20 protein-coding genes and 1 other RNA gene are annotated in these 23,066 nt (G+C 52.6%); 13 read left to right on the top strand and 8 right to left on the bottom strand.

The features are described 5' to 3' along the window. Nucleotides 1-9: 9 nt before the first annotated feature. From E5987_RS02140 to trxA, 4 genes are all read right to left on the bottom strand, one after another. Nucleotides 10-1,743 (bottom strand): ArnT family glycosyltransferase, encoded by a 1,734-nt coding sequence (locus tag E5987_RS02140; protein WP_160334443.1) that lies wholly within the window; start codon nucleotides 1,741-1,743, stop codon nucleotides 10-12. Between the two features lie 132 nt (nucleotides 1,744-1,875). Continuing rightward, a complete protein-coding gene (locus tag E5987_RS02135; protein WP_160334442.1) occupies nucleotides 1,876-2,169 on the bottom strand; it encodes a type B 50S ribosomal protein L31 in 294 nt (97 codons plus the stop codon). Nucleotides 2,170-2,363: 194 nt separating this feature from the next. Then, a complete protein-coding gene (rho, locus tag E5987_RS02130; protein ID WP_160334441.1) occupies nucleotides 2,364-3,620 on the bottom strand; it encodes a transcription termination factor Rho in 1,257 nt (418 codons plus the stop codon). Between the two features lie 128 nt (nucleotides 3,621-3,748). Next, on the bottom strand, nucleotides 3,749-4,072 hold the full coding sequence (trxA, locus tag E5987_RS02125) for a thioredoxin (RefSeq protein ID WP_160334440.1): 324 nt from the start codon (nucleotides 4,070-4,072) through the stop codon (nucleotides 3,749-3,751). Between the two features lie 250 nt (nucleotides 4,073-4,322). Here trxA and ffs point away from each other — a divergent pair. The 9 genes from ffs to ansB all read left to right on the top strand — a co-directional run bounded on the left by ffs (nucleotide 4,323) and on the right by ansB (nucleotide 12,169). Then, an RNA gene (ffs, locus tag E5987_RS02120) (signal recognition particle sRNA small type) lies at nucleotides 4,323-4,418 on the top strand. Between the two features lie 115 nt (nucleotides 4,419-4,533). Continuing rightward, complete coding sequence (gene dnaX / locus E5987_RS02115) at nucleotides 4,534-6,660, top strand: DNA polymerase III subunit gamma/tau (protein ID WP_160334439.1); 2,127 nt, start codon at nucleotides 4,534-4,536, stop codon at nucleotides 6,658-6,660. 39 nt (nucleotides 6,661-6,699) lie between these two features. After that, the gene (locus E5987_RS02110; protein WP_304879052.1) at nucleotides 6,700-7,008 is read left to right on the top strand and encodes a YbaB/EbfC family nucleoid-associated protein; all 309 of its coding nucleotides are present in this window, start codon (nucleotides 6,700-6,702) and stop codon (nucleotides 7,006-7,008) included. A 4-nt stretch (nucleotides 7,009-7,012) separates the two neighbouring features. Further along, a complete protein-coding gene (gene recR / locus E5987_RS02105; RefSeq protein ID WP_160334437.1) occupies nucleotides 7,013-7,621 on the top strand; it encodes a recombination mediator RecR in 609 nt (202 codons plus the stop codon). 135 nt (nucleotides 7,622-7,756) lie between these two features. Further along, entirely contained in the window at nucleotides 7,757-7,897 is a 141-nt protein-coding gene (locus tag E5987_RS02100; RefSeq protein WP_160334436.1) for a hypothetical protein, read from the top strand. A gap of 97 nt (nucleotides 7,898-7,994) precedes the next feature. Then, nucleotides 7,995-9,041, top strand: coding sequence for an ABC transporter substrate-binding protein (locus tag E5987_RS02095; protein ID WP_160334435.1), 1,047 nt, complete (start codon nucleotides 7,995-7,997; stop codon nucleotides 9,039-9,041). 62 nt (nucleotides 9,042-9,103) lie between these two features. Beyond that, entirely contained in the window at nucleotides 9,104-9,913 is an 810-nt protein-coding gene (locus E5987_RS02090) for an ABC transporter ATP-binding protein (protein ID WP_160334434.1), read from the top strand. A gap of 1 nt (nucleotide 9,914) precedes the next feature. Beyond that, entirely contained in the window at nucleotides 9,915-10,748 is an 834-nt protein-coding gene (locus E5987_RS02085) for an ABC transporter permease (protein WP_160334433.1), read from the top strand. A gap of 377 nt (nucleotides 10,749-11,125) precedes the next feature. After that, nucleotides 11,126-12,169 (top strand): L-asparaginase 2, encoded by a 1,044-nt coding sequence (ansB, locus tag E5987_RS02080; RefSeq protein ID WP_160334432.1) that lies wholly within the window; start codon nucleotides 11,126-11,128, stop codon nucleotides 12,167-12,169. Nucleotides 12,170-12,291: 122 nt separating this feature from the next. Here ansB and E5987_RS02075 read toward each other — a convergent pair whose 3' ends face one another. The 4 genes from E5987_RS02075 to tal all read right to left on the bottom strand — a co-directional run bounded on the left by E5987_RS02075 (nucleotide 12,292) and on the right by tal (nucleotide 16,587). Beyond that, complete coding sequence (locus E5987_RS02075; RefSeq protein WP_160334431.1) at nucleotides 12,292-14,610, bottom strand: RelA/SpoT family protein; 2,319 nt, start codon at nucleotides 14,608-14,610, stop codon at nucleotides 12,292-12,294. Nucleotides 14,611-14,720: 110 nt separating this feature from the next. Beyond that, nucleotides 14,721-14,921: a DNA-directed RNA polymerase subunit omega gene (gene rpoZ, locus E5987_RS02070; RefSeq protein WP_160334430.1), complete on the bottom strand. Its 201-nt coding sequence runs from the start codon at nucleotides 14,919-14,921 to the stop codon at nucleotides 14,721-14,723. A gap of 16 nt (nucleotides 14,922-14,937) precedes the next feature. Beyond that, a complete protein-coding gene (gene gmk, locus E5987_RS02065; RefSeq protein ID WP_160334429.1) occupies nucleotides 14,938-15,588 on the bottom strand; it encodes a guanylate kinase in 651 nt (216 codons plus the stop codon). A 30-nt stretch (nucleotides 15,589-15,618) separates the two neighbouring features. After that, complete coding sequence (gene tal / locus E5987_RS02060; protein ID WP_288319267.1) at nucleotides 15,619-16,587, bottom strand: transaldolase; 969 nt, start codon at nucleotides 16,585-16,587, stop codon at nucleotides 15,619-15,621. A gap of 286 nt (nucleotides 16,588-16,873) precedes the next feature. Here tal and carA point away from each other — a divergent pair, with 286 nt between their 5' ends. The 4 genes from carA to E5987_RS02040 are packed head-to-tail and all read left to right on the top strand — an operon-like array spanning nucleotide 16,874 to nucleotide 22,944. Beyond that, nucleotides 16,874-18,064 carry a glutamine-hydrolyzing carbamoyl-phosphate synthase small subunit gene (carA, locus tag E5987_RS02055; protein WP_160334427.1) on the top strand — a complete coding sequence of 397 codons (1,191 nt, stop codon included), beginning with the start codon at nucleotides 16,874-16,876 and terminating at the stop codon, nucleotides 18,062-18,064. Beyond that, complete coding sequence (gmhA, locus tag E5987_RS02050; RefSeq protein ID WP_160334426.1) at nucleotides 18,061-18,675, top strand: D-sedoheptulose 7-phosphate isomerase; 615 nt, start codon at nucleotides 18,061-18,063, stop codon at nucleotides 18,673-18,675. The genes carA and gmhA overlap by 4 nt, the downstream gene beginning before the upstream one ends. After that, nucleotides 18,668-21,889 carry a carbamoyl-phosphate synthase large subunit gene (carB, locus tag E5987_RS02045; protein WP_160334425.1) on the top strand — a complete coding sequence of 1,074 codons (3,222 nt, stop codon included), beginning with the start codon at nucleotides 18,668-18,670 and terminating at the stop codon, nucleotides 21,887-21,889. Before gmhA ends, carB begins: the two co-directional genes overlap by 8 nt. A gap of 50 nt (nucleotides 21,890-21,939) precedes the next feature. Beyond that, nucleotides 21,940-22,944, top strand: a complete 1,005-nt coding sequence (locus tag E5987_RS02040) for an ornithine carbamoyltransferase (RefSeq protein WP_160334424.1) — start codon at nucleotides 21,940-21,942, stop codon at nucleotides 22,942-22,944. Nucleotides 22,945-23,066: the final 122 nt, after the last annotated feature.

Genomic DNA, 23,066 nt, shown 5'->3' with positions numbered 1-23,066 from the left:
CCTCCGGCCTCAGTCTGCGACTTTCTGAAGAATAAGGAACTGCTTACCGCTTCTCGGTCTGCCTTCAATGACTTTGACCGCTCGGTAGTCTGAGAGCGACTCTGGGGCTTCTTCAGAATCAGCGTTTACGCTTGCAACAACCCATTCGGGCTGTTCTTCCTCGTTAAAGGAAATGCCGCCCCAATAGTTGAATGCGGCGATATCGCTCTTGGTAAGGTTGTACTGCGCGACAGTTCCGCTTTTTGCGCCTTCGGCTGCGAGTGCCTTAGCGGCGCTGTCAGCAATTGGCTGCATGGAGCTTGCGCCGTCAATCAGGCTGACAAAGAGACTCATGACAATAACCCAGACGGCAGTAAGGCCGGCTCCGTTCAAAAGAGCTCCGCGCCAAATATAGATGGGACGACGGAATAAGCGCCAGAAAACCAGCGCAAGCCAGGCGACAGTCATCACAAGGGCAAGAATCAGCAGAATACCGCTTGTTCCGTGTTCGGTAATGTTGGGCGCCAGACGAGTCAGAGAGTAGGCCATCTTCTCAGGTTCTCCCTGAGTCCACGCATAGAAGTAGAACCACACAGCGCCGATCGCCAGTGTGTAGACGACGATGGCATAGGTATCCAGTACGTTTTCTTCCGAATGTTTGAGGCTCACAATGCCGAAAGCAGCCAAAATAGCGAGCGAAGGCACAATGCAGAGGATCGTGCTGTTGGCTTCCGTTCCTGTAAAGAGGACCGAGCAGAGCGCGACCAGGAAGAAGGAAAGCGGAATGGCTACAGGAGCCTGATGAATCTGATTGCGCCAGGAGTACACACCCCAAATCGCCAAGGGCCAAAGCGGGAACGTCAGCCAGATCAGGTTTTTGATCAGCCAGGGATAATCCGTGAGCGCAAGCGGAGCAAACGCACTGGTGCTGAGACCAAGCCAGGACCCGAACCAGTGATAGCCCTCGGCGGGATAGGCGAGGAATACCAGAGCCGGCCATATCATGGCGGTCGAAAAGGCGGACGCGAGCGTAACGATCGTACGCTTGGTGCGGCTGGTGTAATCCGGAGTGCAGATAATTGCGACCCATGCTGCAAGCGCACACCACAGACCGACGCCGGGGCTGCTGCAAAGCGCGATAGCGCCGAGCGAAAGTCCTGCGAGAATGGAACCCGTCCAAAGATAACGCAGCGAAATAACGACGCAGAAAAGTACGAAAGAGGAAAACGCGAGAACCGCTGTGACCACGGATAACTCGTGGAAGGCCGCGATCAGACCGTAGGTTCCGACTGTCATCAGTACCGCGATATCGGCTAACGCTCTTGCGTAGTCCCTTTGGTGAACTTCAGAGGCAAATACAAATTTAAGCGGAAGTGCTTCGTCTCGGCTCGCCAGAGAATAGGCTGTGTACCAGATGGAAGCGGTGGTAATCGCAAACCACAGACCGGCCGCGATGTGATAAGCGGCGACATCGCCGAAGATGCGGCCGAATAAGAGGATGCTGATCGCTTCAAGCCAATAGGAAAGAGGGCCGGCGTCAGCTACCGGAACGTCATTAATATTCGGCATCAGCCAGTCGGAGAAAGAGCCGTTCGCCATGTTCCAGGCGACACCGAACGAGGAAAGTGAGCGGCCGCTCCAAACGTCTGAGGAGAAGAACAGCGGCAATACAAAGGCGATAAGAACCGCGAAAAGAAGCCAGCGGGGGAGTTTGCGTGCCTCCGACTCATTGACGGAGGCCGGAGATGAATTTGTTGTAATCACATCAAACCTTTGTATGAGAATGGATAAATAACGACTAAATTCTAACGATAAAAAGAAGGGCAGCTTATCGCTGCCCACTCATTACAAGCGCTTACGTTTGAATTCGCAAGCGCTGCTGTCGAATATTTGCTATTACTTAGCCTTAGCTGCTTTAGCGGCTTCTGCGCTTGCCTTGAGGGCGGCAGACTTGGCAGCAAACTTCTGACGGAATTTTTCAACACGGCCGGCTTCGACGATACGAGTCTGGGCGCCAGTGTAGAAAGGATGGGATTCGCTGGATGTATCAAGCTTAACCTGCGGATAGGTAACGCCGTCGATTTCGATGGTGTCACGAGCTTCTGCGGTAGAGCGGATGATGAAGGTCTTACCGATGGACATATCGGTGAAGGCGACTTCACGATACTGCGGATGAATATTCTGTTTCATGAAAGTTCCAAAAAAATTGTCGGTCGCCACCAACCTTGCGTGACTGCCTGCCGGTGCAGGTCTTATGTCAGGCATGTCGGAACGTGCCTAAGTTAAAACAAGGGCGACATTATGCCCTAAAAATCGTTTGAAAGCAAACGGATAGATTAAGAAGAAACCGGCTTCTTCTGAAGCCGGCTGATGTCCGGGGACGGTTAGCGTCTCATCATTTCGAAGAATTCTGCGTTGTTCTTCGTGGGTTTCATCTTGTCGAGGAGGAATTCCATCGCCTGGATTTCGTCCATGTCGTAGAGGAATTTTCTCAGGACCCAAATCATCTGAAGTGTCTTCGGATCAAGCAGCAGATCTTCGCGTCGTGTGCCGCTCTTGGCCACGTTGATGGCCGGGTAGACACGTTTTTCAGCAAGACGGCGGTCAAGATGGATTTCCATGTTGCCGGTGCCTTTGAATTCTTCATAGATGACGTCGTCCATACGGCTGCCCGTTTCGACGAGAGCTGTACCGATAATGGTGAGTGAGCCGCCTTCTTCAAGATTACGCGCGGCGCCGAGGATGCGTTTCGGGCGCTGAAGCGCATTGGAGTCCACACCGCCTGTTAGGACTTTGCCGGAGGCAGGAACAACGGTGTTGTAGGCGCGGGCCAAACGTGTAATGGAGTCAAGCAGAATGACAACGTCTTTCTTGCTTTCAGCAAGGCGTTTGGCTTTTTCGATCACCATTTCGGCAACCTGAACGTGGCGAGTTGCCGGTTCATCGAAGGTGGAGGCGATGACCTCGCCTTTGACGGAGCGTTCCATTTCGGTCACTTCTTCAGGACGCTCGTCGATGAGGAGCACCATCAGAATGACATCGGGATGATTGGCGGTAATCGCATGCGCGATGTGCTGCATGAGAACCGTCTTACCGGATTTCGGAGAAGCGACCAAAAGGGCGCGCTGTCCTTTGCCGATCGGGGCGATGATGTCAATCAGTCGGCCGGTCAGGTTTTCTTCCGAAGAGATGTCGCGTTCGAGCTTGAGCATCTGATCGGGGAAGAGCGGTGTGAGGTTCTCAAAAAGAATTCTGTGTTTGAGCGCTTCGGGAGGCAGGCCGTTGACCTTATCCACTTTGACAAGCGCGAAATAACGTTCTCCGTCCTTAGGAATGCGGACTTCGCCTTCAACGGTATCGCCGGTATGAAGATTAAAGCGGCGAATCTGTGAAGGGGAAATATAAATATCTTCCGTGCTGGCTAAATATGAAGACACCGGAGAGCGAAGGAAACCGAAACCGTCAGGAAGAATTTCCAGCGTACCGTCACCGAAAATCTGTTCGCCCGCTTTCGCGCGCTTTTTAAGAATGGCGAACATCAGTTCTTGCTTGCGCAGGCGGCTTGCGTTTTCTACGTCGAGTTCGAGTGCGATATCCAGCAGCTCGGAAACGTGCTTAGACTTTAGATCGGAAAGATGCATAAGAAATATCGACAATCGGGAGATTAATAGCAAAAATGCTTCACCGATTGGGCTTAATTAAATAATAGGGAGGGAGAAAAAGAGAGGTGGGAAGTCTCGGTCGGAGCCGACCGAGACGATTCGAACAATTAGCCGATAAACTTCTGAAGGAACGCTGCGAACTGAGCAGTGTTCATAACGCCGGCCTGCTGAGCCTGAAGCTCGCCGTCTTTGTAGACAGCCAGTGTCGGCACTCCGCGAACGTTCAGCTGCTGAGCAACGCTCTGACTTTCGTCAACGTTGTACTTTACGATCTGAACGCCTTCCGGCAGCGATTCTGCGGCCTTTTCCAGAACCGGCCCAAGCATGCGGCAGGGACCGCACCAGGGGGCCCAGAAATCGACAACAACGACGCCTTTCTGATTGAGAACATCATCAACAAAGGACGCGTCCGTCACATTTTTCAAAGCCATTTTTTTAAATCTCCTATCAAAATTGGAATGCTCTGACAGAGAACTCTGTCGGAGCCCAACAGGGAAAATACTAACACCGAGGCAAATAGGAGCCGCCGGGTATTCCCCAAAAGGGGATTCTGTTGGGATTCATGTAACTATACACAGTTTGCATACTGCATGATATTGAATAGAACTGGATTTTACGCCGAGCGGTATCCAATTGTTAAGAGCCGCTTCCTATTTTTGTCTGTTCATATATAATTCTGCCTGCGAGCCCCCTCGCATATGGAAACCGTGAATCTGGTCAGGTCGGGAACGAAGCAGCCATAGCGGAGGAAGTAGTGCCGAGGTGTGGTTCGCTTTTTCTTTTTGTTTTCCGAAGTGACCGTTGATGCCGATTATCCTAAAATCGGACAGCTTGCCTTAATATAATTTTCTTCAGGAGAAAGGCACTCTTACAGCCTTGTCGGAGATTCTTCATGTCATATCAGGTACTGGCGCGTAAATGGCGTCCTCATGATTTCTCGTCACTGCTTGGGCAGGACCACGTCGTTCGGGCTCTGACTCATGCGCTGACTGAGAATCGACTCCATCACGCTTATTTATTCACGGGCACTCGAGGCGTCGGCAAAACGACGATCTCCCGTATTCTAGCCAAGTGTCTGAACTGCGTCGGGGAAGACGGCAAAGGCGGAATCACCGCCGAGCCCTGCGGAAAGTGCGAAGCCTGCCGCGCGATCGATGAAGACCGCTTCGTTGATTACATTGAAATGGACGCGGCAAGTACCCGCGGCATCGACGACATGGTCTCACTGCTCGAAAGAGCGAAATATGTTCCGACCAGCGGCCGCTTCAAGGTCTATATGATCGACGAAGTGCACCAGCTGACGAGCGCGGCGTTCAACGCCATGCTGAAAACGCTCGAGGAGCCTCCGGAATACGTGAAATTTATTTTGGCGACAACAGATCCGCAGAAGGTTCCCGTTACGGTGCTTTCCCGCTGTCTGCAGTTCAATCTGAAAAGTCTTTCTCCGCAGCTGATTTCCGATCACATGGCTGAACTTCTGGTGAAAGAGGGCGTCTCATTTGAAAAGCCCGCGCTGCGACTTCTTGCGAACGGAGCCCGCGGTTCCATGCGTGACGGACTTTCACTTTTGGATCAGGCGATCGCCTACAGCGCCGGCAATCTGACGCTGGATTCGGTGCGCGAAATGCTCGGTACCGTCGACTCCACAACTTTGGTTCGCCTGCTTGGCGCGCTTGCCAATCACGATGCTAAATCCATTATGGCGGTCGCTGATGAGATCGGCGCGCGAAGCCTTTCTTATAACCAGGCCATGAAAGATTTGGCAGTGCTTCTGCATCAGATCGCAATGGCGCAGCAGCTGCCCGATACCCTCAATCCGGAAGAGCCGGATGCGGCGGATTTGGCGAAACTCGCACAGGCATTCTCTCCAAGCGAAGTCCAGCTTTTTTATCAGATCGCGATTCACGGCCGCAACGAAATGCATTTGGCGCCGGACGAGTACGCGGGCTTTACGATGGCGATTCTGCGCATGCTCGCCTTTGCACCGTTTGAAGGCAATAAAGTTCCGGCGATACCGGCTCCGATCACGGAAAAGCAAGCGGCTGCGGCTCCGCTCCCAAAATCTGAGCCGGCGAAGGCTGAACCGCCGGCTAAAACAAACGTTCAGCCGGCTGCAGCGGAGTCTGCAGTTTCTCCTGTCGTTTCAGATCCGAAACCTCAGAAGGCAGAAGCGCCCGCATCGATGATCCCTCAGGGAGATCTGCCTCCGTGGGACATGTCAGAAAAGCGCGAAGTTGTTTATGTCGAAGGAATTCTCGCAGCTCGAGCACCGGCGCAGAAAAAAGCGGCTGTGAAAGAAGCGTCCGCACCCGATGCGACGGATAAGAGGGTCGCAGCGGTTCCTGCTCCTGCGGCGCCGGCAGCCGTCCCGAACGAATCGGACTGGGGAAATGATGACGGAGCGGCGTGGACTCCGACGGATTCAGATCTGAACTACGATGATTTAGTAGCGGCTGACCCCGTCGGGAGCAGTCCTTTTCCTTTTGATGACGTCTCGGCTCCGGATTTTCCGCCCGCAATGGACGACATCAGTTTTTCGGACGTCCCGTCAGCTCTGAAGTCCCTGCCTCGCAGAGCACGTGAAGAAGAAAAGCGTGAAGTCATCCCAGAGGAGCCGATTCAAATGAATCCTTGGCTTGAGGCGGCAGAAGCAATTCAGCTGGAAGATTCTGCTCAGCCGCTGGTGACGAGCGCCGAACTTGTCAGCTTTGAGAACAATCACATGGAACTCAAGGTGGATCTGGAGAAACTGACAGATCGGAATATGGTTGATAAACTTACCGCGAAATTGCGGGAGCGTTTCGGCGATAGTTTTACACTTTCCGTTTCAGTGGCCCGCAGCAGCGGACAGAATCTGCGCATGCTTTGGGCGCAGAAACTGAGAGACGAAAAGCGGGCGGCGTTCGCTTCGGTTAAGAACGAACCGCTCGTGAAGAAGGCTCAGGAGCTGTTTGGTTTTCAGGCGACTGCTGATGATCTCGAGCTTCTCGATGAGAACGGACAGGTCAGAAAGAATTAACTTTTTAAAAAGGATAGATAAATGAAAGGTTTTGGCGGAATGGGCCAGATGGGCCAGATGATGAAACAGGCTCAGCTCATGCAGATGAACATTCAGAAAGCTCAGAAAGAGCTTGAAACCATCGAAGTGACCGGTGAAGCCGGCAACGGTATGGTCAAAGTCACAATGACCTGCAAAAACGTCTGCCGTAGCGTTTTGATTGATGAAAGTCTGGTCGGCGCAGACGGCGATGTGGAAACACTTCAGGACCTGCTGCTTGTCGCTATCAATGATGCCAATAAGCAGGTTGAAGCAGAAACCAACAAGAAGATCAGCAAGGCAACCGGCGGCATGAAACTGCCGTTCTAATTGAATGGAACAGCCAGGTGCTATATCTGAGCTGATCGATGCGCTGAAGCGGCTCCCCGGTATCGGACCGAGAGCGGCTCAGCGCATTAGTTATCAGCTTCTCAGCGGAGATAGATCCGACGCGACTCGATTGGGCAGGGCTTTGCTCGAGGCAGTCGACTGCGTTCATAAATGTCCGAGATGCAACAGTCTTACGGATAAGGATCTCTGCATTTTCTGCTCGTCACCCAATCGTGACGACAGCCAGCTCTGCATCGTTGAAACCGTCGCCGATCTGATGGTCATTGAGCAGAGTCTTTCTTATAACGGCAGATACTTCGTACTTCAGGGCAGGCTCTCTCCGCTCAACGGCATCGGTCCGCACGAAATCGGACTGGACAAGCTGATTCAGAGAACCGCAGAGGACTCTTTGAAGGAAGTCATTATCGCAACTTCTTTTACCGCTGAAGGTGAGGCCACTGCGCTCGCGATCACGGATCTGCTGACCAAACATCATCCTCAGCTGCGTTTAACGCGTATCGCTAAAGGCGTTCCTGCCGGTGCGGAGCTTGAGTATACCGACGTGAATACCGTCGCTCAGGCGATGCTCAATCGTCGAGTGCGTGAACTCTAAACAGCATTCTTTTCTCATAAAACCGGATTTTCTGAAAATTTCTTTCGAGATTAAGGAAAATACTTATTCGATTTTTCGCGCAGAGCAAAGATAAAAGGTATTCTTATTTTGTAACGTTAATCAGCGGAAGAGAAAGTGAATACATTTCCAGGCCATCGAAATATGACAGCCCCGGTTAAAAAACCGGCGACTGCTGTTTCTTTTGCCTCTGTTTCTCTTCTCGGTCTTGCTCTGGGCCTGGCCCTGCCCCTGCTGCGACTGCGCCTACTTGCGTGAGCGGACTGTTTTTGATTAGCAAAAAAAGTTTCAGAGAAGTTTTAGTAAACAAGAACGGTCCGTAATCCAAAACGGGCCTTTTTTTATGGGGAAAACAATGATCACCTTTACTCGCAGAACTGTCATCGCCGCCGCGTTCGCGGCCGCAGCGATGATTGCCGCTCCGACAAGCTTTGCTCAGGCAGCGCCGGAAAAAACAGATGTCACCATCGCCGTCGGCGGTAAAAGCCTTTATTACTATCTTCCCTTAACTATTGCCGAGCGCCTCAACTATTTCAAAGACGAAGGTCTCAATGTCAAGGTTGTGGACTTTCAGGGCGGCTCCCGCTCTCTTCAGGCGGTTGTTGGCGGCAGTGCCGATGTAGTTTCCGGTGCTTTTGAACACACCCTTTCCATGCAGGCCAAGAATCAGCCGATGGTTGCCTTTGTGCTCCAGGGCAGAGCTCCTCAGCAGGCGCTTCTGGTTTCGAACAAAAAGATGAAGGATTACAAGCAGATTTCCGACTTGAAGGGCAAGAAGATCGGCGTTACTGCGCCCGGCTCTTCCTCTCAGGCGGTTCTGACTTACATCCTTGCTCAAGGCGGTCTCGGACCTAAGGATGTGGCGTTCATCGGAGTCGGCTCTTCTTCCGGTGCGGTTTCCGCACTGCGCAGCGGTCAGATCGACGCGCTCATCAACCTTGACCCGGTTGTCACAATTCTTCTGCAGAACGGCGACGCCGAAATGGCCGTGGATACCCGTAAAGTCAGTGAGGCTGAAAAGATCTTTAACGGCGACCTGGTTGCCGGAACGCTTTACGCTCCCGAAGCTTTTGTGAAGAAGAACCCGAACACGGTTCAGGCGCTGACAAACGCGATGGTTCGCGCCAATCAGTGGCTGACTAAAGCGAGCGCCGAAGAAGTCGCCAAGGTGGTCCCGGAATCCTACCTGATGGGTAACCGCGAAGTGTATCTCGCCGGATTTGAGGGCAATCGCGACGCGCTTTCTCCGGACGGAAGATTCCCCGACGGCTGCGCCCAGATCTCTCTTGATGTGCTCCGCAAGGTGAACGACAAGCTTGATCCGGCCAAACTTGACCTCGGCCGCGTCTACACCAATAAATTTGTTGACGAAGCCTTAAAAAAATATCCGCTCAGCAAATAAAATAGCGAATGTGGAGCTCGGGTTCCGAGCTCCGTCCTGTTTATTAGATAAGAACGAATAAAATGACTCAACCCGCATTGGAATTTACTGACGTAACCTGCAGTTTTGTCTCTGATGACAATAAGCACTACACAGCAGTCCGCGATGTCAATCTGACGATTGGCGACGGAGAATTCGTCAGCGTAGTCGGTCCGACCGGCTGCGGCAAATCAACGATTTTGAATATGGCCGCAGGCCTGCTTTCCCCGTCAAAAGGCACGGTCAAGGTTTTCGGAGAAGAACTGCAGAGCCTTAATAAAAGAGCAGGCTACATGTTTCAGGCCGAAGCCCTGATGCCCTGGAGAACCGCGATTGACAATGTCTCCGCAGGCCTTCAGTTCAAAGGAGTTGCGGAGAAAGAACGCCATGAGATGGCCAAGCACTGGCTTTCCCGTGTGGGCTTGAGCGGTTTTGAAAACAGATACCCGCATCAGCTCTCCGGCGGTATGCGCAAGCGCGTCGCGCTCGCTCAGACGCTGATTATGGATCCGGACATCATTTTGATGGATGAGCCGTTCTCAGCGCTCGATATTCAGACGCGTCAGCTGATGGAAAACGAAGTGCTTGAACTCTGGGCACAGAAGAAAAAAGCGGTACTTTTTATTACCCACGACCTTGATGAGGCGATCTCTATCTCCGACCGAGTCGTCGTCTTCTCGGCCGGCCCGGGTTCTCACCCGATCGGCGAGTTCTACATTGACATCGCTCGTCCGCGTGATGTGGCAGAAGTTCGAGTCACGCCGCGCTTTATAGAACTGCATAACGCCATCTGGGCCGACTTGAGAGAAGAAGTGCTCAAGGGCTATGAGAACATGAGAAACAGGGTGAAATAAAATGACAAAACATACAACCATTCTTCAGTCTCGTACCAAGCTGGTGACTTGTCAGCTGTTTCTTTTAGTTGCGATTTTCTTCTTCTGGTGGCTGATGACCAAGCCGGGTCTTGTTCCGCCCTTCATGTTTGAGGATGAAAATCAGGCCGCTTTCTTCTTTGGCGAACCTGTTCAGATCTTTAAGGTGATTTGGGATTGGTTCTTCGTAAACTATGAAATCTATCCCAATCTTTGGGTCACGCTGACAGAAACCGTTCTGGCGTTTGCGTTTGGTACCATTGCCGGCCTTTTCATCGGACTTTGGCTTGCGCTTGCTCCCACAGCCGCGGCGATTGCGGATCCCTATATCAAGGGTCTGAACTCGATGCCCCGCGTGATTTTGGCCCCGATCTTCGGCGTATGGTTCGGCTTGGGCATTGGCTCTAAGGTCGCGCTCGGTATTACGCTCGTATTTTTCATTGTGTTCTTTAACGTTTATCAGGGCGTGCGTGAAGTCAGTCCGAACGTTTTGGCGAGCGCGAGAATGCTCGGCGCCAATAAGAGTCAGCTTCTGCGCTACGTTTATCTTCCGAGTGCGACAAGCTGGGTGTTCTCTTCACTGCATTCTTCCGTCGGTATGGCTTTCGTTGGTGCGGTGGTCGGCGAATACTTAGGCTCTGCCAGCGGTGTCGGCTATCTTATTCTTCAGGCCGAAAGTACCTTCGATATCAATACCGTTATGGCGGGTATTCTGGTGCTGACCGGCTTTGCTTTGGTGCTTGACTGGGCGGTGTCGCTTGCTGAGCATCATTACATGAGATGGCAGCCTAAGGGCGGTAAGAGCGAAAAACTCTAACTCGTGTAAATTCACAAAAAGAGCATGAATGGCCAAAAGCCGCTCATGCTTTTTTTCTGTCTGCAAGCTTCACTTTATTGCGTAGCGCACGGAATCTGTTCGAAGAGATTTCAGACCGTTTTGTTTGAATTTTGAATAAAAGAAAAACTAAATTCTTAGGAATATGGCGCAGAAAATATAAATATATAACGTAAATACGCTATTAATAGAATTACTTGTCATTATATTTACTAAGGTAAACACTAAAAACGGGGATATTCTTTTTGAAAGAATTAATTACAATTACCCGTACTAATACCAAATTCTTGTATTAGTTGAAAACGAAGCTTATGACCACTTAGAAGCTTTGATTATTCAATCGTTTAGAGGAGAACACAATGTTATTAAAAACTATTGCCGCCGCATCTTTAGCCGCTGTCTGTGCGGCCGCTGCCGCCGCTCAGCCTGAAGTTGCTGTTTACGCCACAGGCGGTACGATCGCAGGTCAGGCCAAGGCCGCTGATCAGACCAGCTACTCCGCAGCTAAAGTCGGTGTCAATGCGCTGGTTCAGGCCGTTCCGGAACTTGCGAACGTCGCAAACGTTTCCAGCGAACAGGTCGCTCAGATCGGTTCACAGGATATGAGCGATCAGGTTTGGCTCACACTTGCTAAGAAAATTAATGCCGAATGCGCTAAAAAAGATGGTTTTGTAATTACACACGGCACAGACACGATGGAAGAAACCGCTTACTTCCTGAACCTGACCGCTAAGTGCGACAAGCCGATCGTTCTCGTTGGCGCGATGCGTCCTTCCAACGCCCTCTCCGCTGACGGTCCTGCCAATCTCTACAACGCGGTTGCCGTCGCTGCTGATCCTACCGCTAAAGGCAAAGGCGTGATGGTTGTGATGAATGACCGAGTTCTGGGTGCCCGCGATGTTATGAAGACCAACACAACCGGTGTAGAAACCTTCCAAAGCCCGAATGCCGGTCAGCTCGCTACGATCCACAACGGCAAAGTTCTTTGGGACGCAGCTCCTGTGACAAAACACACAACACAGACTCCGTTTGATGTCAGCAAGCTCGACAAACTGCCGAAGGTCGGCATCGTTTATCAGCACGCCGGTGTTGAAGGCGTTCAGGCCCAGGCTCTGGTAGACGCCAAGTACGACGGTATTGTGACCGCCGGTGTCGGCAACGGCAACCTCCATCAGTCCACTTTCCCGATCATCGAGAAAGCGGCTAAGAACGGCATCGCGATCGTTCGTTCTTCTCGTGTTCCGACCGGTTCCACAACTAAGGACGCAGAAGTTGATGACGCGAAGTACGGCTTTGTTTCTTCCGGCTCTCTGAATCCTCAGAAAGCTCGTGTTCTCCTGATGCTCTCTCTGACTCAGACAAAGGATCCGAAAGAAATCCAGAAGAACTTTGACCAGTACTAAGACTGGAAATCCGGCCGGATAAGTGCTTAAAGGAGGGCTCCCGCACAGTTTCGGCTCGATTCTGAAATCAAAAAAAGGCCGCTTGCCAAAATTGGCAGCGGCCTTTTTCAAGAAAGAAAAGATTATTCGTCCGCTTCGACATCCACAGGTTTTGTGTTGATATCGGCTTCAAGATGACGGCTGACAACACGAACCGTTTCAATGGCGCGAATCGCATTGATGATCTTGGAGAGATGATTCGTGTCTTTAACCAGCACCGTGATCTCAACTTTGGCACTGTCGGGACTCGGAGTCGACATGGAGAAACCGGTAACGCTCGATCCCTGCTTGGCGATCGTGCCGGTGATCTGTTCCAGTGTCGAATGAATATCCGTAATGTCGATATCAAGCTTGATATGGAAGCCCTCGTGATACTGGGGATTCCATTGGAAATCCGACCAGGTTTCCGGATCGCTTCTCAGACCTCTCTGAACGTGTGAGCAGTCCTTGCGATGGATGTGTACGGTGTTGGTCGCTTTAATATTGTGACCGACAATCGCGTCATCGCGCGCCGGAGTGCAGCAGGGCGAAAGTTTGCAGGTTCTGCCCCTAAGATTCAGCACCGGATCAAGCTCTCTTTGCTCGGGCGATTCGCCCTTGCTCCGCAGCGAATGACGGGCAGTGAGCTGATGCACCAGCAGCAGACTGTCTTTCTGACCGCTTCCGATTGCTTCGAGCACCGCGTTCTTATCAGCAAAACCGTTGGCCTTGCAGACGCGTTCCCAATCTTCATCCGTAACCTTAGAGATCGGCAGATGGTGTGTCTTGGAAAGACGCGCGATCAGTTCTCGGCCAAGTTCGATCTTGCCCTCAGCAGAGAGCGAGCGCATGTACTGACGAATCTCGGCTCGGGCTCGGCCGGTTCTGACGCTGCTCAGCCAGGAAGGATTGGGAGTGGGCTTGTCGCCCTTGATGATGTTGATCATCTCGCCGTTCTTCAGCTGCTGAGTGAGCGGCGCTCTTTCTCCGTTGATTTCACAGCCGACGCAGCAGTTGCCCAAATCCGAGTGGATCTGATAGGCGAAGTCAACCGCGGTCGCGCCCTTCGGCAGCTGAATAATTTTGCCCTGCGGAGAGAATACATAGACTCGGTCGGGGAAGATGTCGACCTTGATGTTCTCCATGAATTCAAGCGAAGTTCCGCTCTGCTTCTGAATCTCCAACAGACTGTTCAGCCAGTTGGTAGTCGAGCGCTGAAGTGCTTCGGCCTGGGAACGGTCTCGATAGAGCCAGTGGGCGGTGATGCCGTCTTCACAAATGTGGTGCATCTCCTCGGTGCGGATCTGAAATTCCACCATCAGTCCGCCGGGACCGATAACCGTGGTGTGCAGACTCTGATAGCCGTTCGCCTTCGGAATCGCGATAAAGTCCTTGACGCGGCCGGGAACCGGCTTGAAGAGTTCATGAATCACGCCAAGCGCACGATAGCAGTCGTCTCGAGTTGAAACCAGTACGCGGAAACTATGCACATCCAGCACTTCGCTAAAGTGGATGTGGCGCTCTTTCATCTTGGTGTAAATGCGCCAGAGTGCCTTGCTCTTGCCCTGGACTTCGCCGGAGATCTTGCGTTCGGCGAGTTTGTCGCTGGTTTCATGGAAAATCTGATCAAGCTGATTTTTCTTACGAGCCCGAGCATCCTCAACTTTTTTCTCCAGAACTTTGTATCGAATCGGATACATGTAGGAGAAACTCATGTCGGTGAGTTCCCGGTAGACCGAGTACAGCCCGAGTCGGCTTGCGATCGGCGCGTAAATGTCCATCGTTTCTTTGGCGATGCGGAATTTCTTATGCGGCTTGACCGCGCCGAGCGTACGCATGTTGTGCAGGCGGTCCGCTAGCTTGATGAGAATGACGCGGACGTCCCTGGACATCGCGAGCAGCATCTTGTGAAAACTTTCCGCCTGGGCCTCTTCGTTGGAAGAGAATTTGAGCTTGTCGAGCTTTGAGACACCGTCAACGAGATCGGCGACCTTAACGCCGAATTTTTCGCTCATCTCGATTTTTGTGATGCCGGTATCTTCAAGAACGTCATGCATAAGGCCCGCTTCAATGGCCTGTGCGTCCAAATGCCAGGAAGCAAGAATTTCCGCGACAGCGATCGGATGCGTAATGTAGGGGGCGCCTGAGTTTCTGAACTGACCAAGGTGTGCCTCGTCCGCATAGCGGAATGCTTCTCTGATTTTGTTGACGTCGGCAGTAGAAAGGTAAAGACGGCAGCGCTCAGCAAGTTTGTTTGCAGAAGCGACCGGACTCAGTTTCTCGACGACGAGCGCTTCGGAAACAGGTTTCTCCTCCTTCTGAACTGCCGGCTTTTCTTCTGTAGTAAGCCCGACAGCTGACTTAAATAAATTTGCAGCTCTCTTGGCGACACTCTGTCGCTGCGGCTTGCCGGTTTGATCCATGGGCTGCTCTCCTGTGCTGGAAGTGTTGTTTTCTTATATTCTGCACCAATTGACCAATAAAAAAGGGTTCGGCCTCTTGCCGAACCCTTGGCGTCGATGCAGATAAACCCTTATTTTATCTGACTCAGCATCTCCAATCCTGTTACGCCTTCTGCGATTTCACGCAGCGCCGCAACACTGGCCTTGTCCTTGCATTCGATCTTGGGCGCATGTCCCTGAGAAAGCTGACGGGCGCGGACGGAAGCCACAAGAACCATCTGGAAACGGTTCGGGATCTTCTTTAAGCAATCTTCAACTGTAATACGTGCCATTTAATTCATCCAATGTTCAGCCGGGAATACCCAACTGGATAAAAACATCACGACAACGAGCCGCCTGCTTATCAAATCGCAGTCGGCTGGCTGTAACGATGGCGCTGAATTCCTTCAGCGCGTCTTCAAAAACTCTATTAATTATAACGTAATTGAATTCTGAGGCATGAGCCATCTCTGCGCCCGCGCCCAAAAGGCGTTTTGTGATGGTAGTCTCGGAATCCTGACCTCTCTTGTGAAGGCGGTCTTCCAGCGCCTGAATGGAGGGCGGGAGAATAAAGATGCTGACCGCTTCCGGGAAATGCTTGCGCACTTGGCGAGCGCCCTGCCAGTCGATTTCCAGGAGCACATCGCCGCCCGCGAGCATGCGGTCTTCAATCCATTTGCGGGAAGTGCCGTAATAGTTTCCGTGAACCTCGGCCCATTCTAAAAATTCGTTTCTGTCGCGTGCGGCGAGGAAATCCTCAACCGTTGAAAAATGATATTCGCGCCCGTTCACTTCGCCCGGGCGCGGCGCGCGGGTTGTGGTTGAAATCGATAAAGCGATGTCGGGCATTTGAGCAAGCAGAGCGTTGACCAACGAAGATTTGCCGGCTCCGCTCGGCGCGGAAACCAGAAACAGCGAGCCGTAGCCGCTCGCCGGTTCTTTCCGAGATTGTTCTGTCAATTCAGTCTCCTCAATACGAGCATCGCTGTCTTAATTTGCCCACGCTTTGCCGCGGGCAGCTTCAAGGCTGCGAAGAATTTCTTTGAGCTTCATGGTGTCTTTCATGAAAGCTCGGATACCTTCGTCAAGTTTGAAGGACGCCATTTCGTCCTCACACATGGCGAGACGCCATTGGGATTCGGTCATCGGTTTGCGGCAGAGCGGCTGTACCTTGGCTTTGTCAAGCTGCGGCTCAAACGCTTCTTCACTCTCAGAGAGCTCCTGAATGAGCGCAGGAGAGATCGTCAGCAAGTCGCAGCCCGCGAGCGCGATGATCTGATCCTTATTGCGGAAGCTCGCGCCCATGATCTGAGTCTCGGATCCCATGCCTTTAAGCAGATGGAAGATGTTTGTCACGCTCTTGACGCCGGGGTCGTTCACGCCGCGGTTTTCGGATTCAACCCAGCTTTCGCCGGCTTTTTTCTTGTACCAGTCATAGATGCGGCCGACAAATGGCGAAATCAGAGTCGCTTTGGCGTTTGCTGCGATTTCAGCCTGAGCGGCCGAGAAAATCAGCGTCAGGTTGCAGTGGATGCCTTCCTCTTCGAGAACCTTGGCGGCCTGCACGCCTTCCCAGGTTGCAGCAATCTTAATAAGTACGCGTCCTCTGCCGATGCCTTTTTCCTGATAGAGCGCGATAATGCGGCGCGCTTTCGCAACGGTCTTTTCGGTGTCAAAAGACAAAGAGGCGTCGACCTCTGTGGAAACACGTCCCTTCACATGCTTGAGAATCTCAGAGCCGAAATTGACCAGCACTCGGTCGGCGGCGTCTTCAAGAGATTCGGCGCTGAGCGCGGCCTCATTAAGAAGCGGCTGATAATCAGCGACATTGGCCGCCTTGAGAATAAGAGAAGGATTAGTGGTCGCATCCTGAGGCTGAATCTTAGCGATGGAGGCGATGTCGCCGGTGTCGGCGACGATGGTTGTAAAGGATGAGAGTTTGTCAACCTGTTTCATGATTTTATGTTCTTCAGATACGCTGAATAGTCAGCCAAAATGCAATTAATCTAAGCAGATTATCACAGATGAAATCAAAGAGATACCTCCGGACTGCTTAGAGTGCGTTCTCAAGGATGCGGGAAAGCCTTGGTGAAGACTCCGTAAAAACAGTACTGAGAGGCATAAAGGCACGTAAATTGCATTGATATAATCAAAAAGTTTAGTCGGAGAATGAGCTTCGGCTGACGCAATCTCAACAAATGCGATCGGGACCGAAACGGCGTCTCGATGGTGATACGGAGTCATAGTGAAAACAAAACTAATTGATGACACCCGACCCGAAGCAGCCTTAGTGCTTGCGGACGGAGCTGTTTTTATAGGCCGGTCGGTCGGAGTTCCCGGCATGACTGTCGGAGAAGTGGTTTTTAACACAGCGATGACCGGCTACCAGGAAATCCTCACAGATCCCTCTTATACAGGTCAAATAGTTACATTAACTTATCCGCACATTGGTAATGTCGGAGTTAATCAGGAAGACGTCGAGTCTTCCGATGTTCATGTCGCCGGACTGGTGATTCGCAGCGAATCCCCGGTGGTTTCCAACTGGCGAAGCCAGCGAAGCCTCGGCGAATATCTCAAACAGAACGGCATTGTGGCGATCGCCGAAGTCGACACAAGACGCCTGACGCGAATTCTCAGAACGAAGGGCGCTCAGCCCGGATGCATTGTCGCTGCGGCTTGCGGCAAACTCACCGAAGCGCAGATCGCGGAGGCTGCCAAAGCGGCAGCTGAGGCGCCGCGTATGGTTGGTCAGGAACTCGCCAGTCAGGTCAGCACCACCTACCGCTACGAATGGGGCGAAGGAACATGGCGCATGGATAACGGCTACGGCCGCCCCGGCTCCTTCCAGCCCGAGGAATATCCCTACACCGTAGTGGCATGGGATTTCGGTATCAAGGAAAACATCCTTCGTCTTTTAGCCGATCGCGGTGTCCATGTGGTCGTCGTGCCGGCTAAGACAACATTTGAAGAAGCGATGGAAGTCAATCCTGACGGTATTTTCCTTTCAAACGGTCCGGGAGACCCCGAACCGTGCGATTTTGCGATTGAAGTGGCTCAGAAAGCGATTGCCGCGCGCATTCCGCTCTTTGGCATCTGCCTCGGGCACCAGATCCTGGGTCTTGCCTGCGGCGGCCGAACACTCAAGATGAAGTTCGGTCACCACGGCGCGAACCATCCGGTCGTTGATCTCGAAACCAAGCGTGTCTATATCACCAGCCAGAACCACGGCTTCATGGTGGACGCCGATACACTGCCCGAGAACGTGAAAGTGACGCACCGCTCACTTTTTGACGGCTCTCTGCAGGGCTTCGAGCTGACAGACGCGCCGGTTTTCTGCTTCCAGGGACACCCGGAAGCGAGCCCCGGACCGCACGATATTCAGGATCTCTTCAACCACTTCCTCGACAAGATTCAGGAAGCTAAGAAAAGTCTATGAAAGATCAAATTCAGCAAGTAAAAGCTGCGCTTGAAGAAGCGCGCTCCGGTCTCAATAACCTGATTGCCAACGAAGAAGCGCTCGAGCGCGTCGCTCAGGCTGCGAACCTGATGATCGCCTCGCTTAAAAACGGCGGCAAAGTCATGTCCTGCGGCAACGGCGGCTCGCTCTGCGACGCAATGCACTTTGCCGAGGAACTTTCGGGCAGATTCCGCCAGGATCGGCCCGCGATCGCCGCGATGTCGCTTGCCGATCCTTCACATATGTCCTGCGTGGCCAATGATTTTGGATACGAATATGTGTTCTCCCGCTTTCTTGAGGCGGTAGGAAAAGAAGGCGATGTTCTTCTTGCGATCACAACGAGCGGCACAAGCAAAAACGTGGTTAAAGCCGCTCAGGCTGCAAAGGCGCGCGGTGTGCGTGTGGTCGCGCTCACCGGAAAAAGCGGCACCCCGATATGCGAACTCGCGGATGTGGCGATCGTGACGCCTGCCGGGCGCTTTGCCGATCGTGTGCAGGAGCTGCATATCAAGCTCATTCACATCATGATCGAGCTCATTGAAGCCGGACTTGCAGAATCAACCGAATCTAAGGAAAAAGAAAATGCCTAAGCGCACTGATATTAAATCCGTTCTTATTATCGGAGCGGGTCCTATTGTCATCGGCCAGGCCTGCGAATTCGACTATTCCGGCGCGCAGGCCTGTAAGGCTCTTCGCGAGGAAGGCTATAAGGTCATTCTCGTCAACAGCAACCCCGCGACGATTATGACGGACCCCCAGACAGCCGATGTGACATATATTGAGCCGATTACCCGCGAGGTGGTGGAACGCATTATCGCTAAGGAACGCCCTGATGCGATTCTGCCGACCATGGGCGGCCAGACCGCGCTGAACTGCGCGATGGATCTTGCCAAGCACGGGGTACTCGAAAAATACGGAATCGAACTAATCGGCGCTTCTCCCGCCGCGATAGAAAAGGCCGAAGACCGTCTGAAATTTAAGGAAGCGATGGACAAGATCGGCCTTTCGAGCGCCCGATCCGGCATCGCTTACTCGCTGGACGACGCTCTTAAAGTGCAGGTCAAGATCGGATTTCCCGCGATTATTCGTCCGAGCTTCACGCTCGGCGGAACCGGCGGCGGTATCGCCTACAACATGGAAGAATTTATCCAGATCTGCACACGAGGTCTTGAACTTTCTCCGACGCATGAGCTGCTGATTGAAGAATCGCTGCTCGGCTGGAAAGAGTACGAGATGGAGGTGGTTCGTGACAGCAAAGACAACTGCATTATCGTCTGCTCGATCGAAAACCTGGATCCGATGGGTGTTCATACCGGTGATTCGATTACCGTGGCGCCGGCTCAGACTCTGACCGATAAAGAGTATCAGGTCATGCGTGACGCCTCGATCGCGATTTTGCGCGAGATCGGTGTTGATACGGGCGGATCCAATGTGCAGTTTGCGGTCAACCCGAAGGACGGCCGTTTGGTCGTTATCGAGATGAATCCTCGCGTGTCCCGCTCTTCAGCTTTAGCCTCCAAAGCGACCGGGTTCCCGATCGCTAAGATCGCCGCGAAACTTGCGGTGGGCTATACACTTGACGAATTGAGAAATGAAATCACGGGCGGCGCGACACCGGCCTCATTTGAACCGACCATCGATTACGTGGTTGTTAAAGCTCCGCGTTTTGCTTTTGAAAAATTCCCCAAAGCCGATAAGCGTCTGACGACTCAGATGAAATCCGTCGGCGAAGTCATGGCGATCGGCAGAACGTTCCAGGAAGCCCTTCAGAAAGCGCTGCGCGGCCTTGAAACCGGTAAAGACGGTCTCAATGAGATCAGCACGGACAAGGCTCAGATTCATCACGAAATCAGTGAGCCCGGTCCTGACCGTCTCTGGTACCTGGCGGATGCCTTCCGTTTGGGTTACTCCGTTAAAGAGGCCCATCGCGTCACAAAAATCGATCCGTGGTTCCTGGTTCAGATCAAGGAACTTGTGGATATCGAAGGACGCCTCAAGGAGATGGAATTTGCCGAACTGACCAAGGAAGAGCTTGTTTATCTGAAGAAGAAAGGTTTCTCCGACAGACGTCTGGCAAAACTGCTCCGCGTGACGGAAGACGGCGTACGCACACTGCGTCATAAACTCGGAGTTCGTCCGGTTTATAAGCGCGTGGACACCTGCGCGGGAGAATTCCCCACGGATACCGCTTACATGTACTCCACCTATGAAGAGGAGAGCGAAGCGAATCCGACCGACCGCAGAAAGATCGTTGTGCTTGGCGGCGGCCCCAATCGCATCGGTCAGGGTATTGAATTTGACTACTGCTGCGTGCATGCTTCCATGGCGCTGCGCGAAGACGGTTTCGAAACCATCATGGTGAACTGCAACCCGGAAACCGTTTCCACGGACTATGACACCAGTGATCGTCTCTATTTCGAGCCGGTGACGCTGGAAGATGTACTTGAAATCATCGATGTGGAAAAACCAGAAGGCGTGATTGTTCAGTACGGCGGCCAGACTCCGCTGAAACTTGCCCGCGCGCTCGAAGCCAACGGCGTGCCGATTATCGGTACAACACCGGACTCCATTGATGCGGCAGAAGACCGTGAAAGATTCCAGCATCTGCTTCAGGATCTCGGTCTGCACCAGCCGCCCAACCGTACCGCTCATACCGAAGAGGAAGCGATTCGCAAAGCCGAAGAAATCGGCTACCCGTTAGTGGTCCGTCCGAGCTACGTGCTTGGCGGCCGCGCGATGGATATCGTGCATGAAAGAGGCGAGCTTGAGCGCTATATGCGTGAAGCGATCAAAGTAACGTTTGACTCTCCGGTTCTGCTCGATCGATTCCTTGATGATGCGGTTGAAATGGACGTGGACGCGGTTTCCGACGGCAAAGAAGTTCGTATCGGCGGCGTGATGCAGCACATTGAACAGGCAGGCGTCCATTCGGGCGACTCCGCCTGCTCCATTCCTCCGTATTCTCTTGATCCGCAGATTGTGGAAGAGGTCAAGCGTCAGACTCGCCTGATGGCCAAAGCGCTCGGCGTGGTCGGCCTGATGAACGTTCAGTTTGCGATTCAGCACGCCTTTACGGATCATCCGGAAATCTTCGTGCTGGAAGTGAACCCGAGAGCCTCGAGAACCGTTCCGTTTGTCTCCAAGTCCACCGGTCAGCAGCTCGCTAAGATTGCGGCCCGCTGCATGGCAGGAAGAAGTCTTGAAGAGCAGGGCCAGCCCGTTGAAGTGGATCTGGATCACTACAGCGTTAAGGAAGCCGTCTTCCCGTTTGCCAAGTTCTTGGGCGTCGATCCGGTCCTCGGACCTGAAATGCGTTCAACAGGTGAAGTCATGGGTGTCGGCAGAAGCTTCGGCGAAGCGCTCTTTAAGAGCCAGATCGGCGCGGACTCCGCGATTCCGAGAGAAGGCCGCGTCTTTATTTCCGTTAAGGATGAAGACAAGCCGAGACTGCCGCAGCTTGCCAAGCAGTTCGTCGATGCGGGTTACCAGCTTGTCGCGACACGTGGCACCGCAAAAGTGATCCGCGAAGCGGGCTTTAAGTGTGAAGTCGTCAACAAGGTTTCCGAGGGTCGTCCCAACGTGGTAGACGAACTGAAGAACGGCAATATCAATCTTGTGATTGCTGTTGCCGCCGAAAACCGCTCGGAAATTGCCGACGCCTCCGCAATCCGTATCGCGAGCCTTGCCAACCATGTGACTTTCTATACGGCGATGGCAAACGCGCTGGCGGTCATAGAAGGCATTCAGCATATGGACGACACCGAGGTGTACGCCCAGCAGGAACTGCACGCTAAACACAGTTAATTATTGAAACGCGCCCGCAAGGGCGCTCTATGAAGTAAAGGAAAAGCAAAATGCCTTTTAATCTTAAAAATCGCTCACTTCTGAGCCTTGTCAATCACACAGCTGAAGAAATCGATTATCTCGTCAGTCTTGCTGAAAATCTTAAAAAGGCAAAACAGACCGGTACTGAAGTACAGCATCTGCAGGGAAAGAGCATCGCTCTGATCTTCGAAAAGACCTCCACTCGTACCCGCAGCGCTTTTGAAGTCGCTGCCTATGATCAGGGCGCCAACACCACTTTCTTTGATCCGCAGAGCTCGCAGATCGGCCACAAGGAAAGCATTAAGGATACAGCCCGCGTACTCGGATCTATGTACGACGCGATCGAATTCCGCGGCTACAAACAGGAAACTGTGGAAGAACTGCACGAATACGCAGGCGTTCCGGTCTTTAACGGTCTGACAGACGAATGGCATCCGACACAGATGCTGTGCGATCTGCTCACGATGAAAGAAAGCTGTGGCAAGCGCTGGAAAGACATCTCTTACGCTTATGTCGGCGACGCTCGCTTCAATACCGGCAATTCTTTACTGCTCGTCGGCGCGAAGATGGGTATGGATGTTCGTATCGCCGCACCGAAAGAATACTGGCCGAGCCAGGAACTCATCGATATGTGTGAAGAATTTGCCAAGCACTCCGGTGCTCGTCTGCTGATCACGGAAGACGTGAAGGCGGCCGTTAAGGGTGTTGACTTCATTCATACCGACATCTGGGTTTCCATGGGCGAACCCAAAGAAGTCTGGGATGAACGCATCAAAGCGCTGCTGCCGTATCAGGTTAACAAAGCCATGATGGACGCGACCGGCAATCCGGATGTGAAATTCATGCACTGTCTGCCTGCTTATCACAACACAGAGACCAAGGTCGGAGAAGCGGTGATCGCGGCTCATCCGGAACTTGCCAACGGTGTTGAAGTGACGGAAGAGGTGTTTGAATCGCCCGCTTCCATCGTGTTCCATCAGGCCGGCAACCGCCTGCACACGATCAAGGCGGTTATCGTCTCCTCTTTAGCGTAAGCAGATAGAAGACCGCTTTCTTACAGCGCTTTTTGGTTTCAAAGAAGCGGCGGGAAGGGAGCGGTTGCGCTATCATTATGCATCCTTAAATGTATTTGGGCGGTTAGTTTTGACCGCCCTAG

The organism is Parasutterella muris, from assembly GCF_009767915.1.
Classification (GTDB): domain Bacteria; phylum Pseudomonadota; class Gammaproteobacteria; order Burkholderiales; family Burkholderiaceae_F; genus Parasutterella; species Parasutterella muris.
The sequence above is the reverse complement of the archived record's forward strand: the minus strand, read 5'-3'. Positions and strand labels throughout refer to the sequence as shown.